Annotated in this window: 17 protein-coding genes; 10 read left to right on the top strand and 7 right to left on the bottom strand. The window is 73.7% G+C overall.

Annotated features, from left to right (window positions below):
• Positions 1–10 precede the first annotated feature (10 nt).
• The gene (locus PVK37_RS00890) at positions 11–1,432 is read right to left on the bottom strand and encodes a WGR domain-containing protein (RefSeq protein ID WP_275031759.1); all 1,422 of its coding nucleotides are present in this window, start codon (positions 1,430–1,432) and stop codon (positions 11–13) included.
• Positions 1,433–1,594: 162 nt separating this feature from the next.
• Between PVK37_RS00890 and PVK37_RS00885 the strand changes: the two genes are divergently transcribed.
• Both PVK37_RS00885 and PVK37_RS00880 read left to right on the top strand, forming a co-directional pair.
• The gene (locus tag PVK37_RS00885; protein WP_275031758.1) at positions 1,595–2,116 is read left to right on the top strand and encodes a SigE family RNA polymerase sigma factor; all 522 of its coding nucleotides are present in this window, start codon (positions 1,595–1,597) and stop codon (positions 2,114–2,116) included.
• Positions 2,113–3,354 (top strand): hypothetical protein, encoded by a 1,242-nt coding sequence (locus tag PVK37_RS00880; RefSeq protein ID WP_275031757.1) that lies wholly within the window; start codon positions 2,113–2,115, stop codon positions 3,352–3,354. The genes PVK37_RS00885 and PVK37_RS00880 overlap by 4 nt, the downstream gene beginning before the upstream one ends.
• A 59-nt stretch (positions 3,355–3,413) precedes the next feature.
• On the opposite strand, the gene PVK37_RS00875 is transcribed toward PVK37_RS00880, so the two are convergent.
• Both PVK37_RS00875 and PVK37_RS00870 read right to left on the bottom strand, forming a co-directional pair.
• Positions 3,414–4,784 carry an FAD-dependent oxidoreductase gene (locus tag PVK37_RS00875; RefSeq protein WP_275031755.1) on the bottom strand — a complete coding sequence of 457 codons (1,371 nt, stop codon included), beginning with the start codon at positions 4,782–4,784 and terminating at the stop codon, positions 3,414–3,416.
• Positions 4,785–4,788: 4 nt separating this feature from the next.
• The gene (locus PVK37_RS00870) at positions 4,789–5,937 is read right to left on the bottom strand and encodes a carboxylate-amine ligase (protein WP_275035312.1); all 1,149 of its coding nucleotides are present in this window, start codon (positions 5,935–5,937) and stop codon (positions 4,789–4,791) included.
• A 247-nt stretch (positions 5,938–6,184) separates the two neighbouring features.
• On the opposite strand from PVK37_RS00870, the gene PVK37_RS00865 reads away from it, so the two are divergent.
• From PVK37_RS00865 to PVK37_RS00855, 3 genes are all read left to right on the top strand, one after another.
• A complete protein-coding gene (locus PVK37_RS00865; protein WP_275031754.1) occupies positions 6,185–6,478 on the top strand; it encodes a DUF6412 domain-containing protein in 294 nt (97 codons plus the stop codon).
• Between the two features lie 103 nt (positions 6,479–6,581).
• Positions 6,582–7,373 carry a YidC/Oxa1 family membrane protein insertase gene (locus PVK37_RS00860; RefSeq protein ID WP_275031753.1) on the top strand — a complete coding sequence of 264 codons (792 nt, stop codon included), beginning with the start codon at positions 6,582–6,584 and terminating at the stop codon, positions 7,371–7,373.
• A 63-nt stretch (positions 7,374–7,436) separates the two neighbouring features.
• Positions 7,437–8,840 (top strand): chitinase, encoded by a 1,404-nt coding sequence (locus PVK37_RS00855; protein WP_275031752.1) that lies wholly within the window; start codon positions 7,437–7,439, stop codon positions 8,838–8,840.
• Between the two features lie 59 nt (positions 8,841–8,899).
• On the opposite strand, the gene PVK37_RS00850 is transcribed toward PVK37_RS00855, so the two are convergent.
• Positions 8,900–9,577, bottom strand: a complete 678-nt coding sequence (locus PVK37_RS00850; protein WP_275031751.1) for a DedA family protein — start codon at positions 9,575–9,577, stop codon at positions 8,900–8,902.
• Positions 9,578–9,689: 112 nt separating this feature from the next.
• Entirely contained in the window at positions 9,690–10,292 is a 603-nt protein-coding gene (locus PVK37_RS00845) for a DUF1349 domain-containing protein (protein ID WP_275031750.1), read from the bottom strand.
• Positions 10,293–10,412: 120 nt separating this feature from the next.
• Between PVK37_RS00845 and PVK37_RS00840 the strand changes: the two genes are divergently transcribed.
• Complete coding sequence (locus tag PVK37_RS00840; RefSeq protein WP_275031749.1) at positions 10,413–12,065, top strand: alpha-amylase family protein; 1,653 nt, start codon at positions 10,413–10,415, stop codon at positions 12,063–12,065.
• Positions 12,066–12,127: 62 nt separating this feature from the next.
• Complete coding sequence (fabG, locus tag PVK37_RS00835; RefSeq protein WP_275031748.1) at positions 12,128–12,886, top strand: 3-oxoacyl-ACP reductase FabG; 759 nt, start codon at positions 12,128–12,130, stop codon at positions 12,884–12,886.
• A 77-nt stretch (positions 12,887–12,963) separates the two neighbouring features.
• On the opposite strand, the gene PVK37_RS00830 is transcribed toward fabG, so the two are convergent.
• Both PVK37_RS00830 and PVK37_RS00825 read right to left on the bottom strand, forming a co-directional pair.
• On the bottom strand, positions 12,964–13,380 hold the full coding sequence (locus PVK37_RS00830) for a hypothetical protein (RefSeq protein ID WP_275031747.1): 417 nt from the start codon (positions 13,378–13,380) through the stop codon (positions 12,964–12,966).
• Complete coding sequence (locus tag PVK37_RS00825; protein WP_275031746.1) at positions 13,373–13,768, bottom strand: hypothetical protein; 396 nt, start codon at positions 13,766–13,768, stop codon at positions 13,373–13,375. Before PVK37_RS00825 ends, PVK37_RS00830 begins: the two co-directional genes overlap by 8 nt.
• 172 nt (positions 13,769–13,940) lie before the next feature.
• On the opposite strand from PVK37_RS00825, the gene PVK37_RS00820 reads away from it, so the two are divergent.
• From PVK37_RS00820 to erm, 3 genes are all read left to right on the top strand, one after another.
• A complete protein-coding gene (locus PVK37_RS00820) occupies positions 13,941–14,849 on the top strand; it encodes a Gfo/Idh/MocA family protein (RefSeq protein ID WP_275031745.1) in 909 nt (302 codons plus the stop codon).
• Between the two features lie 43 nt (positions 14,850–14,892).
• Positions 14,893–15,018, top strand: a complete 126-nt coding sequence (locus tag PVK37_RS00815) for a hypothetical protein (protein WP_275031744.1) — start codon at positions 14,893–14,895, stop codon at positions 15,016–15,018.
• Between the two features lie 242 nt (positions 15,019–15,260).
• On the top strand, positions 15,261–16,016 hold the full coding sequence (erm, locus tag PVK37_RS00810) for an ErmE/ErmH/ErmO/ErmR family 23S rRNA (adenine(2058)-N(6))-methyltransferase (RefSeq protein ID WP_275035311.1): 756 nt from the start codon (positions 15,261–15,263) through the stop codon (positions 16,014–16,016).
• The last annotated feature ends 21 nt before the right edge of the window (positions 16,017–16,037 follow it).

The raw sequence follows: 16,037 nt of genomic DNA, 5'->3' as shown, positions 1-16,037 counted from the left end.
TTGTGGCGGCTCAGAGCAGCCGGCGGATGTCGCCGTACGCCCGGTAGAAGCCGCCCCGACCGGACTCGCGGACCTCGGTGACCAGGTAGCGCGCCCCGGGCTCGCGGATGCCCTTGGGGAACTGCACCGACCAGTCCGGTCGGTACCCGTCGGAGACGACCTGGACGCGCAGCCGGCCCCGCTCCTCGACGCACTGCACCACCACCCCGCCGTCGACGTGCCGGACCACCTCCACCACCGTGGACGACACCGGGGCGGGCGCCTCCCGGGGTGCCTTGACGTCCACCACCTGGGGCACGCTGCCCGCCTCGGCGGCCCGTACCGCCGCCTCGCTGGCGTCGACGCAGGCCAGATAGCCGCCGGTGGTGACCACGTACAGGCGCTCGTCGTGGTACTGCATCGAGTACGCCGAGCCGCAGCCGGTGCCGAGCTTCCACAGCCGGTTGCCGGCCCGGTCGAAGCAGTAGATCGAGGAGTGGCTGTCCCCGGCGAAGACGTACCGGCCGTCGGGGGCGGTGGCGCAGGAGAAGACCGGCGCGTCGCAGCGGAACGACTGCTCCGCCCGCCCGCGCTTGCTCAGCCGCACCACCTCGCGGGTGGCGGTGCCGGCGAAGACGTGGTCGCCCTCCTGCCAGCCGAACAGCACCGCCCCGGTGCGGCTGTGCCAGCGTTCCTGGCCGGTCCGCCAGTCGTAGCCGGTGACGCCCTGCGAGTGCCCGTGGTAGATCCCGTCGTCGTCGCAGCGCACCATCCACGCCGACGAGCCGCGCCCCGGACGCCGCCAGAGGAACTCGTCCTCGTGGTCGACGGCGGAGATGCCACCACCGGCGTCGGAGACCCCGAGCACCCCGTCGTGGATGTCCAGCCAGTAGATGTCGATGTCCGGTGCGATCGCGTACGCCACCCGGGGCACCTTGCCGGAGAGGTCGTAGACGTTCCCGTCGTCGCAGCCGGCGTAGATCCAGGCGTCGTCGGCGACGATGCACTTCACCCCGTCCGGCAGCCGGACCTGACCCAGCACCTGCGCGTCGTGGCCGAGCGTGGTGATCACACCGCGCTCGTTGCCGATCATGCAGTGCTGCCCGTCCACGAAGATGCCGAAGGCCGGCGCGCCCGAGTCGTACCGCCACAGCACCGGCGCGGTGCGGGCGGTGGACCGGGTGCTGACGATCTGGCGGCGGCTGACCGGCCGACGCTGCCGGACCCCGCGCACCGCCGGTGCGTACCCCTTGCGGACCTTCTCGCCGATCTTCTTCGCGGCGGCGGCGCGGGCCTTGGCCTGGTCGGCGAAGCTGCTGCTCTTGACCTGGCCCTGCTCACCGATCCGGCCGTACCGGACGGTCAGCTCGGAGCCGTCCACGACGACCTCGTAGAACTTGTGCGCGCCTCCGTCCACTTCGGACAGTTCGAGGTAGGTCGTCTCCTGGGACATCGGGAATCCTCCGAGGGGGCGGGAAACCGGCGGCGATCCGGCCGGCGGTGTCGACTGCGGGCACAACCTAACGCCCACCTCCGACAGGGAAACCCGACCGATGGCGTACAACCACTTCCGGGCCGCCTCCGTCTGGATGGGTGGAAGCGACGGAGGTATCGGATGCCGGACGCATCGGAGCAGGAGTACACCGAGTACGTGACCGCGCGGCTGCCGGCGCTGCACCGGCTGGCGTACGCGTTGTGCGGCAACGCCGACGAGGCCGACGACCTGGTGCAGGAGGCGGTGACCCGGCTGTACCAGCGCTGGGCGCGGGTCTCCCGGGCGGAGCGGGTCGACGCGTACGTCCGGACGGTGGTGGTGCGGCTCTTCATCGACGGGCGGCGACGCGGCTGGTGGCGGGTACGCCTCTCGGCGGCCCCGCCGGACCCGCCACCCGTGCCCGCCGACCCGGGGGTGGAGGACCGGACGGTGCTGCGGACCGCGCTGGGTCGGGTGCCACCCCGACAGCGGGCGGTGCTGGTGCTGCGGTTCCTGCATGACCTGCCGGTGGAGGAGGTGGCCGAGATCCTCGGCTGTTCCAGCGGGACGGTGAAGAGCCAGACCGCGCACGGACTGGCCGCGATGCGCCGGCAACTCGGAGACCGTGAGCCGGCCGCCAGCGCCGGAGGGGAGCGGAGATGACGATGAACGACGAAGAGGTCGTCGGCATGCTGCGCCGACTGGACGAGGGGCCGCACCGGCCGGCCCGGGTCGACCTGGCCCGGGCGGTACGCGACGGGCGTCGTCGGCGGCGGGCCCGACGGATGACGGGGGCCGGGTCGGCCGCGCTGGTGGTGGCACTCGCCGCGCTGGTGGCCGTGCCGGTGCTGCGGGACGCCGGCCGGTCCGAGGGCACGCCGCCGGCGGCGGCACCGCCGACAGGTTGCACGGTCGAACGGCTCCCCCTGCCGGCCGGAGCCGGCAGTGGTGACGTGACAACCGGCGATCCGACCGGCCGCTACCTGCTGGGCAGCGTCGCCTCGCCCGACCTCTCCGGCGGGTGGACGGTGTTGTGGGTGGACGGTCGGCTCCGGGAACTCCCCCCGGCGGCGCGGAACCTGACCCTGCTGGACGTGAACACCGCCGGCCAGGCGATCGGCGTGGGCGGTGACCGGGGCAGCGTGGGCTACTTCCACCAGCTCGACTCCGGCCAGGGCGCGTCGGGCGACGGAGGGGTGGTCCGTCCACTTCCCGGCGGGCCGAACACCCAACCGGTGGCGATCAACGAGGCGGGCCGGATCGCCGGTAACCGGCTACGGGTCGGCCCGGACGACCCGAACCTGTCGGTGCCGGTGGTGTGGGCGTCGTCGACCAGCACCCCGGTCGAGTTGGCGCTGCCCGGCCCGGACTGGGCCGGTCGGGCCGAGGGCATCGCCGACGACGGCACCATCGTCGGCTCGGTGGGTCAGGGTGGGGGCTTCCAACGGGGCTACCTGTGGCGACCGGACGGCACCGGCGAGTTCCTGCCGACGCCCCCGGGGGCCGCCCACTTCTTCCGGCCCACCGCCCGTGGTCCCTGGGCGATCGGGAGCAGCCTGCCCGAGAATCAGTCCCCGGCGCGTCAACAGGTCGCCCGGCTGCGCCTGTCGACCGGTGAGTTCGCGCCGTTGCCGCAGGTGGCAGAGGGGTTCCGGCCGCTGGCCGGCAACGCGCGCGGCTGGGTCGTCGGCCTGGTGGGGACCGACCGGGCCGGGCTGCTGACCGAGGCCGGGCTGCTGGAGCTCGCACCGCCCCGGATCGATCCGGCCCCGGCGCTGCTCTCCCCGATGGCCCGGGTGCTCAGCGACGACGGCCGGACGATCGCCGGCTTCTACCAGTACCGGTCCACCGACGGTCAACCGATCCGGACCGGTGAGCCGCTGCGGTGGACCTGCCGCTGACGGGAAGACCGGTGGGGCCCGAACGGGCCCCACCGGTCAGGTGAGCGTGTCGACGGGTGCTACCTCGGTAGGGCGTCGACGGCCTTGCGGGCGGCGACCAGGACCGGGTCCCAGGCCGGCGCGTACGGCGGGGCGTAGCCCAGGTCGAGCGAGGTCATGTCGTCCACCGTCATGCCGTTCCACAGCGCCACGGCCAACGTGTCGATGCGCTTGGCCGCCTCCGACCAGCCGACGATCTGCGCGCCGAGCAGCCGACCGCTGGGCTGCTCGGCGATCAGCTTCACGGTCATCGTCCGGGCCCCCGGGTAGTAGCCGGCCCGGTTGGTCGACTCGGCGATCACCGACACGAACGCGAAACCGGCCGCCGCGGCGTCGCGTTCCCGCAGGCCGGTCCGGCCGACCTCCAGGTCGCAGACCTTGGTCACCGCGGTGCCGATCACCCCGGGGAAGGTGGCGTACCCGCCGCCGATGTTGATGCCGGCGACCCGGCCCTGCTTGTTGGCGTGCGTACCGAGCGGGATGTGCACCGGCTGGCCGCTGACCCGGTGCAGGGTCTCCACGCAGTCCCCGGCCGCCCACACGTCCGGCACCCCGACCACCCGCATCCGGCGGTCCACCCGGACCCCACCGGACGGCCCGAGCGGCAGCCCGGCCGCCTCGGCGAGCGCGGTGTTCGGGCGTACCCCGAGACCGAGGACCACCACGTCGGCCGGGAACGCCCCGGCGTCGGTGACCACCTCGGTGACCCGGCCGTCCTCCTCGGTCAGCCCGGTCACCGTCACCCCGGTCCGGATGTCGATGCCGAGCCCGCGCATCGCGTCCGCCACCAGCACCGCCATGTCCGGGTCCACCGTGGACATCGGCTGTTCGGCCTGCTCGACCAGGGTCACGTCGAGTCCGCGCAGGATCAGCGCCTCGGCCATCTCCACCCCGATGTACCCGCCGCCCACCACCACCGCCCGGCGGGGCGCCGGGTCGCGTTCCAGCCAGTCGCGCAGCGCGTCGCCGTCGTCGAGGGTCTGCACCCCGAACACCCCGGCCGCGTCGGTGCGGGCCCAGTCCGGCTGCACCGGGTTCGCGCCGGTGGCGTACATCAGCAGGTCGAACCGTTCGCGGACCTCGCCGCCGCCGGCCAGGTCCCGGGCGACGACCTCGCGGCGGTCCAGGTCGATCACGGTGACCTCGTGCCGCAGCCGGACGTCGATGGCGAAGTCGCGCCGGAACGTCTCCGGGTCCCGGGCGACCAGGTCGTCCCGGTCCTCCACCAGCCCGCTGATCCAGTACGGGATGCCGCACGCCGAGTACGAGGTGAACCGGCCCCGCTCGAAGGCCACGATCTCCAGGTCGGTGCGGTCCCGACGCCGTCGGGCCTGGGACGCCGCCGCCATGCCGCCGGCGTCCCCGCCGATCACGATCAACCGTTGCGCCATCGGGTCAGTCTGTCACCGTCGGTGCGCCGCCGCGCGTCTGTCGGGCCACGTCGGCGACGACGTCGACGAGCTGCCCGGTCCGGGCGTACACGGCCCGCTGGCGTTGCGCGCCGGTGCCGTGCCGGCGTACCCCGGCGAGCAGGTCGGTGACCCGGTCGGTGTCGCCGTGCCGGTCGAGTTCCGGGCGGACCCGCTCGACCAGCCGGTCCAGCAGCTCCCAGGCCGGCACGACCCCACCGGAGCCCAGGTCGACCGCCTTGCCGGCCAGCCCGTCGTGGGCGGCCCGCCAGTGCGCCGCGACCAGCAGGTGGTGGTCGACCCGGGGCGCGGGCCGACCGGCCGAGATGTCCGCCATCGCGGTCCCGACCAGGCCCCGGACCAGCGCCGCCACCAGGATGGTGTCGTCCAGCGCCGGGCAGACGTCACCGATGCGGATCTCCACCGTCGGGTACTTCGCCGACAGCCGGGCGTACCAGTAGAGCATCCCCTCGTCGAGCATCAGGCCGCTGTCGATGAGCTGCCCGATCAGCCGCTGGTAGTGCGCGTACGAGTCGAGCCAGGGGGTGGGGGCCACCGACGGCCAGCGTTCCCACTCGATCGACCGCCAGCTGGCGTACCCGGTGTCCTCGCTGGCCGAGAAGGGGGAGTTGGTGGTGAGCGCGTGCAGGACCGGCAGCCAGGGGCGGACGTGGTTGAGCACCTGCACGCCGGTGTCCGGGTCGGGCACCCCGACGTGTACGTGCATGCCGTTGTTGCCGGGGCCGGGCGCGAGCAGCCGGAACCGCTCGATCATGCGGTCGAAGCGGGGCTTGTCCACCACCGGCGGGACCGGCCCGGCGACCGGTCCGGTGCCGATGGCGAGCAGCCGGACGCCGGCCCGTTCGGCGGCGTCGGAGAGCCCGGCCCGGAGCAGGCCCAGCGAGTGCCGGATCGCGCCCAGGTCCAGCCCGGGTGGGCTGCCGATCTCGATCTGGCTGGTCTGGAACTCGCGTTCCACCTGCCCGGACAGCTCGGCGGGCACCTGTTCCATGACCAGGTCGACGGCGGGGACGGCCACCCCGGTGTGCGGGTCGACCAGGAGGAACTCCTCCTCGACGCCGACGGTGAGCAGGTCCGGTCCCGCCGGTGCGCCGGTCTGCGGCTGGTGCGGCACCGCCGTACCGGCCGCCGCTGCCTCTCGGCTCTCCTGTGCCCCTTGGCCGATCACGGCCTTCACCACCTTCCCCGCCCCGCGCGCTTCGCGGGTGTCGCGCCGAGCACTACCCATGCGCGGGCCGCCGGGAAACGCGGAAGGCCGGGCGCCACCCACGCGGGGGTCGCCGGGCGACGCGGGAAGTGGACGGTGCCGGTCGTCGTCGGAGCCGGTCAGGGACGTTGACACCGGGTCCTAGGCTGGCGGCGTGCCGGCTCTGCTGCTGACCGAGGTGTGGGCGTACGCGCTCACCCACCTCGTGCCGCTCGCCGGCCGGCCGGTCGAGCTGCTGGCCGGCGCGGCGCTGGGTGCGGCCCTGCTGCTGGCCGTGGTGCTGGCCGTGCGGCTGGTCACCACCGGGGCGGGCGTGCCCCGGGCCGGCCGGCGGTCCCGCGCCCTGCGGGACCGGGCCCGCCGCCGCCGTATCCCCCGCCAGCTCGACCCCGACGCGCCGGGCCGACCCCGTCCCCGCGCGCCCGGCCTGCGCCCCGCGACCGCGTAACGGGCCGTCGCCCAGTTCACCTGTGCCGCCGTCGCGCGGTCGGTTCCGCCTGTCATCCGTCCGTCGAGGACATCCGACCGGAATCGCACCGAGGGGTCTCGTCATGTTCGCCTTCGCTCCACTCGACGCCGTCGTCGGCGTCGCGTCCACCGCCGTCGACGCGCTCGCCGCCGGGGTCGCCCCGCTGGCCGGCGGTACGGCCACCGCCATCGCCATCGTCCTGTTCACCGTCGCCGTCCGGCTGCTGATCACGCCGCTCACCGTCGCCCAGGTGCGTGGGGAGCGCCGTCGGGCGGCGCTCGCCCCGCGGATCGCGGAGCTGCGCCGCCGGTACGGCAGCGATCCGGCCGGCCTGCAACGGGAACTGGTCGACCTGTACCGCACCGCCGGGGCGAGCCCGTTGGCCGGGTGCCTGCCGGCGCTGCTCCAGGCCCCGTTCTTCCTGGTGATGTACCGCCTCTTCACCAGCGGGGACCCGGACGTGCTGGCCGGTGAGCTGGCCGGGGTGCCGTTGGGGCACCACCTGACCGACGGGCTGGCCGGGGCGGCCGGGCCGCTGTTCGGCGTACTGCTGCTGGGGTTGCTGGCCCTGGCCTGGCTGGCCTCGCGGCGGATGCGGCGGACCATGGCGGCCGGGGCGGCGCTGCCGGGCGGATCGGCGATGGCGGGCGCGGCGGGCCCGGGTGGGGCGGCGGCGGGGGACGCGGCCCCGGGTGCGGAGCTGCTGGGCCGGATCATGCCGCTGCTGCCGTACGGGACGCTGCCGGTGGCGCTGGTGGTGCCGCTGGCGGGGGTGCTGTACCTGGTCACCACCACCGCCTGGACCGCCCTGGAGCACACCGTGCTGCGCCGCGAGCGGGCGATCTCGCCGCCGACCCTGGACAGGAACAGTTAACTTTCTTTATCGTTACCGGCACCTGTCGACGTCCATGGATGCCCGGTTGGGCTGGAGGCTGCCGTGAAACGTACCCGAGCACTTGTTCTCTCCCTGGTCACCGCACTCGCGGCGACCCTCGGCGCGGCCTGGGTGGCGCTACCCGCCTTCGCCGCCGGAGCCACCGCCAGCTTCGTCAAGACGGCCGACTGGGGGACCGGCTGGGAGGGGAAGTACACCATCACCAACGGCGGCGGCAGCACCATCACCGCCTGGAGCGTGGCCTTCGACCTGCCGGCCGGGACCATCATGGGCAGCTACTGGGACGCCCTGTTGACCTCCTCCGGCCAGCGGCACACCTTCACCAACCGGTCCTGGAACGGCACCGTCGCCCCGGGCGCGTCGGTGTCGTTCGGTTTCCTCGCCACCGGCTCCGGTACGCCGGTCAACTGCACCCTCAACGGCGCGCCCTGCGGTGGCGGCACCACCCCGACCACCCCGCCCGGCACCACCGCGCCGCCGACCACACCCCCGGCCACCACCCCGCCGGCCACCACACCGCCCCCGACCAGCCCGCCGCCCACCGGGTCGCTGCCGAAACACCTGCTCACCGGGTACTGGCACAACTTCGACAACCCCGCCGTCGAGCTGCGGCTGCGTGACGTGCCGAACGAGTACGACGTGGTCGCGGTGGCCTTCGCCGACGCCACCGCCACCCCCGGCGCGGTCGGCTTCACCGTCGACCCCGGCCTCTCCGCCGCGCTCGGCGGCTACACCGACGCCGACTTCAGCGCCGACGTCCGGACCCTGAGGTCCCGGGGCAAGAAGGTGATCATCTCGGTCGGCGGGGAGACCGGCCGGGTCGCGGTCAACGACGCCGCCAGCGCGGTCGCCTTCGCCGACAGCGTGCACGCGCTCATCCAGCGGTACGGCTTCGACGGCGTCGACATCGACCTGGAGAACGGCCTGAACCCGACCTACATGGGCCAGGCGCTGCGCTCGCTGCGGGCCAAGGTCGGGGCCGGTCTGATCATCACGATGGCCCCGCAGACCATCGACATGCAGAACCCCACCACCAGCTACTTCAAGCTCGCCCTCGACATCCGGGACATCCTCACCGTCGTGCACACCCAGTACTACAACTCCGGGGCGATGCTCGGCTGCGACCAGAACGCCGCGTACCCGCAGGGCACGGTGAACTTCATCGTCGCGCTGGCCTGCCTCCAGCTGGAGAACGGGCTCCGCCCCGACCAGGTGGCGCTCGGCCTGCCCGCCGGTGCCGGGGCGGCCGGCGGCGGCATCGTCCCGCCCAGCGTGGTCAACGCCGCGCTGGACTGTCTGGCGAAGGCGACCAACTGCGGCAGCTTCCGGCCGCCGCGCACCTACCCGGGCATCCGGGGCGCGATGACCTGGTCGATCAACTGGGACGTCAGCAACGGCAACGGGTTCGCCCGTACCGTCAAGCCCCACCTGGCCACGCTGCCCTGACCGGAACGCGCAGGAGCGGCACGTCCGACCCGGAGGTGCCGCTCCGCAGGGGCGGCGGCTCAGTTCTCGCTGCCGCTGGACACCGGCTGACGGGCGCGTCGGGCGCGCCGGCGACGGACCTTCTTCACCGCCCAACTGGCGATCATCAGGGCGAAGATCGCCAGGATGCCGTAGTCGAACCAGCTGCTGTACCTGTCGATCTGGTCCCACCGCGACCCGAGGGCGTAACCCAGACCGACGAAGATCGCGTTCCAGATCCCGCTGCCCAGCGTGGTCAACAGGCTGAACTCGACCAGCGGCATCCGGTTCGCCCCGGCCGGGATCGACACCAGGCTGCGTACCACCGGGGCCATCCGGCCGAACAGCACCGCCCAGCGGCCGTGCCGTTCGAACCAGCGGTCGGCCCGTTCCAGGTCGTCCAGGTCGACCAGCGGAAGCTTGTCCAGCCAGCGCTTGAGCCGGTCCTCGCCCAGCCCCGCGCCGACCCAGTAGAGCACCAGCGCGCCGAGCAGCGAACCGACGGTCGCGGCGACCCAGACCACCACCAGGTTGAACCGGCCCTCACCGGCCAGGTAGCCGGCCAACGCCAGCACGATCTCACTGGGGATCGGCGGGATGATGCTCTCCAGGGCCACCAGCAGGGCCACCCCGGGCGCGCCCATCGCCTCGATCACCCCGGCCACCCAGCCGGTCAGGCCGCCGAGTTGGGCCGGGTCGACGTTGTCGGCGAGTGCCATGCGCGTCCTTCCGCCGGAGAGCCCGATGATCGGAGACTGCTACCCGATCCCACCATGATCACACCTGTTGGTGGCCGGGACCACGCCTGACCACCGACTCAGGCCCGGCGACTCAGGGATGCAGTGCGGCGTCCGCCGGACCGCGTCGCCAACCGGTGAAACGTACGGTCAGCCCGCCGCGACTCGGCGAACAGCAGTACGGCCCGGCGGTGGCCGTCGCCGTCGGGTCCAGGGGCGCGAGCCGGACCAGCCGCCACGGCCCACCGGCCACCCGGGCCCGTACGGTCAGCGCGTCACCGGACCGGCTGACCCGGACGGTCACCTCCCGCCCGACCCACTCCGGCACCGGCGCGACCGACCAGTCCGAGTGCCCCCGGGTGACCACCGCGCCGACCTGCGGCTGCCCGTCGCTGACCTCGACACCGGCCTTGACCCAGTGCGCGTCGTCCACCCGGACCAGCACGCCGGCCTGGTCGAACTGTTCGGTGTAGTCGAGGTGGAAGTCCACCTCGACGGCGCTGCCGGCCGGGAACGGGGCGAGCAGGGCCGGCGCGTCGTCGTGCACGAACCCGTAGCTGGTGTGCCGCCACAGGTCGCTGCCGGCGGCCGGCTCGACGAGCAGCCCACCGTGCGGGATGGCTTCGACCCGGACCGGCGGGCGCGACCAGCTCCCCTCCGCCCAGTCGACCGGGTGCGGCGCGGCTGCGAGGTCCATGCCCGGCAGGCTACCCGTCACCGCCCGGTCGGCACCCGCCGCTGCCGGCCGGGTGGGACGCGCGTCCGCCGAATGGGACTCGCGTTTACCGAGGTCGGCAATCGGAGAAGGTAGGCCGGCATGGGTGACAGGTGGTACTCCGAGGCCGTCGTCTACTGCCTCGACATCGACACGTTCGCGGACTCCGACGGCGACGGGGTGGGCGACATCCGGGGCCTGATCGGCCGGCTCGACTACCTGGCCCGGCTGGGCGTCACCTGCCTGTGGCTGCACCCCATCCACCCGTCGCCGAACAAGGACGACGGCTACGACGTCACCGACTTCTACAACGTGGACCCCCGCTTCGGCACCCTGGGCGACTTCGCCGAACTGCTGCACCAGGCCCAGAACCGGGGCATCCGGGTGATCATCGACCTGGTGGTGAACCACACCTCCGACGAGCACCCGTGGTTCGTCTCGGCCCGCTCCTCGCCCGACTCGCCGTACCGGGACTGGTACGTCTGGTCCGAGCACGAGCCGGCCGACCGGCACCAGGGCATGGTCTTCCCCGGCGAGCAGCACGAGACGTGGACCTACGACCGCAGCGCCAAGGCGTGGTACTACCACCGGTTCTACAAGTACCAACCGGACCTGAACATGACGAACCCGCAGGTCCGTGCCGAGGTCAAGAAGATCATGTCGTTCTGGCTCCAGCTCGGGGTCGCCGGGTTCCGGATGGACGCCGTGCCGTTCATCATCGAGCGGACCGAGCCGGGCAACGCCAACTCGCCGAAGGACTTCGAGTTCCTCACCGAACTGCGCCAGCACGTGCAGTGGCGGCGCGGCGACGCGGTCCTGCTGGCCGAGGCCAACGTGGAGCCCGACGAACTGCCGCAGTTCTTCGGCGACGCCGGCGGCTCGGCCAACCGGGTGCACATGCTCTTCGACTTCATGCTCAACGGCCGGCTGATGCTCGCCCTGGCCCGGCAGGACCCGGAGCCCGTCGTCGAGGCGCTGCGGGACACCCCGGCCCTGCCCGAGGGCGGGCAGTGGGCCACCTTCCTGCGCAACCACGACGAGATCGACCTGTCCCGGCTCACCGCCGAACAGCGCAACCAGGTGTACGAGCAGTTCGGCCCGGACGAGGACATGCGCATCTACGACCGGGGCATCCGGCGCCGGTTCGCCCCGATGCTCGGCAACGACCGCCGCCGCATCGAGCTGGCGTACGCGCTCCAGTTCTCGCTGCGCGGCACGCCGGTGCTGCGCTACGGCGAGGAGATCGGGATGGGTGAGGACCTGTCCCTGCCCGGCCGGGAGGCGATCCGTACCCCGATGCAGTGGTCGTACCAGCCGAACGCCGGGTTCTCCGACGCCGACCCGGAGAAGCTGGTCCGTCCGGTGATCGACAAGGGCGAGTTCTCGTACGAGAAGGTCAACGTGACCGCCCAGCGCAGTGACCGGCAGTCCTTGCTGGCCTGGTTCGAGCGCATGATCGGCACGCTCCGCGAGGCCCCCGAGATCGGCTCCGGCTCGACCACCCACATCGACGTGCCGATGCCGCCCGGGGTGCTCGCGCACCGGGCCGACGGCCCGACCGGCACCATGGTCTTCCTGCACAACCTGGGCACCGAGGACACGATGGTGGACCTGAGCCTGCTCCAGCCGGAGGCGGACCTGCCGATCGACACGCTCGCCGACCGGGACTACGGCGGCGTCGGCAAGCTCGACGCGCTGAAGCTCAGCGGCTACGGCTACCGCTGGATCCGGCTCTGCCGCAACCGGACCCGCTGACCCCGCCCGGTCGGAGCAGCGGGTTAGGCTCCCGGGATCGAGCCTGTTACCGGGAGGTAGGCATGTCGGAGGAACGTCGGGTCGCGATCGTCACCGGAGCCGCGCGGGGGATCGGCGCGGCCACCGCCCGCCGGTTGGCCGCGGACGGGCTGGCGGTCGCCGTGGTCGACCTGGACGAGTCGGCGACCACCGAGACGGTGGACGCGATCACCGCCGCCGGTGGGCGGGCCCTGGGCGTCGGGGCCGACGTCGCCGACCGGGACCGGGTGGAGGCCGCCGTGGCCCGGGTCGCCGCCGAGCTGGGCCCGCCGACCGTGCTGGTCAACAACGCCGGGGTGCTCCGCGACAACCTGCTGTTCAAGATGACCGACGCCGACTGGGACACCGTCCTGCAGGTGCACCTGCGCGGCGCGTTCCTGGTCAGCCAGGCCGTGCAGAAGCACATGGTGGAGCAGAAGTGGGGGCGGATCGTCAACCTGTCCAGCACGTCCGCGCTCGGCAACCGGGGGCAGGCCAACTACGCCGCCGCCAAGGCCGGCCTCCAGGGCTTCACCAAGACCCTCGCCATCGAGCTGGGCCCGTTCGGGGTGACCGTCAACGCGGTCGCCCCCGGCTTCATCGTCACCGACATGACCGCCGCCACCGCGGCCCGGATGAAGGTGGACTTCGACGACCTCCAGAAGCACGCCGCCGCCGAGATCCCGGTCCGCCGGGTGGGCCGGCCGGAGGACGTGGCGCACACCATCGCGTTCCTGGTCAGCGAGGGCGCGGGGTTCGTCTCCGGGCAGGTCGTCTACGTGGCCGGCGGCCCCCGCGACTGAACCGCCCCGGGCCGCCCGGCCAGCGTCAGCGCCGGTCAGGCCCGGTGGTCCTCAGCGCCGGTCGGGTCGGGCCGTCCTCAGTGCCGGTCGTGCCTGGTGTGGTACAGCCACACCAGGCCCAGCACCGGCAGCACCAGCGGCACGTACCCGTAGCCGCTGCCGAACCGGGACCAGACCGTGTCGTCCGGGAACAGCGCCGGGTCGACCAGGCTGAGCACACCCACCCCGAGCACCCCGACCAGCTCCACGGCGCAGCAGGCCAACGCGGTCCGTCGCCCGGCCGACCCGCCCCGGGCCAGCCCGACGGTCGCCACGATGTAGATCACCGCGGCCAGCGCGGAGAGCACGTACGCCACCGGGGCCTCGTCGAACCGGGTGGCGATCTGGAGCCCGGCCCGGGACGTCGCCGCGATCGCGAACAGCAGGTACACGGCGATCAGCAGCCGGCCCGGCCCCCGGTTGGTGGTCCGTGCGGGCGTACCGGTCTCAGCCACCGACGACCTGCCAGGTCTGCTGGAGCCGGACCACCACCACCGGGACGACCAGGCAGACCACCCCGACGATCGCCGCGCCCCAGCGGGTCGGTTCCATCCGGGCCAGCACCCCGGCCAGCACCGGCATGAACACCAGCGTCACCAGGTACCCGAAGAACGCGCCCGGCTCGCCCGGCCGGTCACCGCCGCCCAGCGCCACCAGCGCGACCACGGTCAGCACCAGCAGCGCCGCCTCCAGCACCAGCAGACCCACCAGGTGGGTCCGGTCCGGGGGCCGGTTCCGGGCCGCCGTCAGCAGGCTCCACGCCGCCAGTACCAGCGACAGCACGATCGGGACGGTGGCGACGATGCCGTCCACCGGGGAACCGGCCGCCGCCGCGCTGGTCATCGGGGGTACCCCGTCCGTGGCTCGGTCACCGGGACAGCCTACTCAGCGCCGGTACGCCACCCCGGACGGTGTCCCGACCGGGTGGGGCGGTGGGCTGCGTAGGGAGGCCGGGGCGACTAGCGTGGATCACCGGTCCGGCAGGTCGTCGGGGCCGACGAGGAGAGGTGGCGGCGTGCTGCGGTTCGGGCTGTTCGGTACCGGGCACTGGGCGGCGCACACGCATGCCGCCGCGCTGGCCGCCCATCCCCGCGCCGAACTGGTCGGGGTGTGGGGACGCAACCCGGAGCGGGCCGGCGAGCTGGCCGCCCGGCACGGCGTCCCGGCGTACGACGACCAGGACGCGCTCCTCGACACGGTGGACGCGATCGCCGTGGCGCTGCCGCCGGACGTGCAGGCCGACCTCGCCGTCCGGGCCGCCACCGCCGGCCGGCACCTGCTGCTGGACAAGCCGCTGGCGCTCGACCTCGCCGAGGCCGACCGGGTGGCCGCCGCCGCCGAGCGGTCCGGGGTCGCCTCGGTGGTCTTCTTCACCCAACGGTTCCACCCGAACGTGGCGGGTTTCCTCGGCGCGACCGCCGCCGTCGGCGGCTGGCAGCACGCCCGGGTCACCATGTTCGCCTCGATCTTCCAGCCCGGCCACCGGTACGGCGGGTCGGTGTGGCGGCGGGAGCGCGGCGCGCTGTGGGACATCGGCCCGCACGCCCTCTCGCTGGTCCTGCCGGTGCTCGGCCGGGTGACCCGGGTGTCCGCCACCGACGGCCCGCGCGGGCTGGTGCACCTGCTGCTCACCCACGACGGCGGGGCCACCAGCGCGCTGTCGCTGACCCTGGACGCGCCGCCGGACGCGACGACCCGGGACGCGGTCCTGTTCGGGGAGAACGGGACCGCCACCGTCCCGCCCGGGGACGGCAGTGCGGTGGACGCCTTCGGGTTCGCCGTCGACCAGCTCGTCGAGCAGGTCGACACCGGTGCCCGGGACCACGGGTGCGACGTCCGGTTCGGGCGGGAGGTGGTCGCCGTGCTGGCCGCCGCGGAGACCGCCCGCGCCGAGTCGCGGACCGTCGACCTGCCGGCCGGGTAAAACCGGTCGTGGTACGCGGTGTCCGCCGGCTAGGGTGCCCGGCATGTGCACGCATGCCCTGATCAACGTGGCCGTCACGTCGGCCGCGTGGGGCCCGCTCCTGGCGTCCCGTCCGCGCGTCCGGCGTCCGGCCCTGGCCGGCCGGGACGCCACCCGTACCCGCCGTTGACCTGACCGGTCCGGCGGTCCGTCCGTCTCCGCGTTCCGCGTCGTTTCCCAGGGTCGTCCGAGTCCCGATCCCGCTCGGACAGGCCCCGCTCCGTGCTGCGCCTGTCCGTACCGTCGCCGACCGGCGACAGACAGGACGAACCCGTGGCGCCCCGCCGTACCCGTACCAACCCGAACCCGAACCGGAACCCGAATCCGACGCCGGCCCGTTCCGCCGGCACCGCCCGCGACCGGTCCCGTCGCATACTGTCCCAGAACTTCCTCGCCGACCCGGCCGCCGTGGCGCGGATGGTCGAGGCGGTCCGCCCCGGACCGGACGACCTGCTGATCGAGGTGGGCGCGGGGCGGGGGCAGCTGACCCGGCCGCTGGCCGCCCGGTGCGGCCGGCTGGTCGCGTACGAGGTCGACCCGACGGTCAACGCCGAACTGGCCGGGGTGTGCGCGGCGCTGCCCGGGGTTACGCACCGGCCGGTGGACTTCCTGACCACGTCGCCGCCGGCCGAACCGTTCGCGGTGGTCGGCAACATCCCCTGGTCGTTGACGGCCGCCGTGGTCCGCTGGTGCCTGGCCGCCGAGGGGCTGCGCGCCGCCACCCTGCTCACCCAGTGGGAGTACGCCCGCAAACGCACCGGCGGCTACGGCCGGTGGACCCGGCTGACCGTGGCGACCTGGCCCGAGTTCGAGTGGACGCTGGCCGGGCGGGTGCCCCGGACGGCGTTCCGCCCGGTGCCCCGGGTCGACGCCGGGATCCTGCGGCTGGACCGGCGGCCGGAGCCGTTGCTGCCACCGGCGGCGCTGCCGGCGTACCGGAGGATGGTGGAGCTGGGCTTCGGCGGGGTCGGCGGTTCGCTGGCGGCGTCGCTACGCACGGCCCACGCCCGGTCCCGGGTCGACGCCGCGCTGCGCGCGGTGCGGCTCGGTCCGGCCACGCCGGTCGGCGAGGTCTGGCCGGAGCAGTGGCTGGTCCTGTTCCGTCTCCTGCACGCCCGACGGGGCTGAGCCCCGACACGCCCGACGGGC

Origin of the sequence: Micromonospora cathayae (assembly GCF_028993575.1) — a bacterium.
GTDB classification, from domain to species: domain Bacteria; phylum Actinomycetota; class Actinomycetes; order Mycobacteriales; family Micromonosporaceae; genus Micromonospora; species Micromonospora cathayae.
The sequence above is the reverse complement of the archived record's forward strand: the minus strand, read 5'-3'. Positions and strand labels throughout refer to the sequence as shown.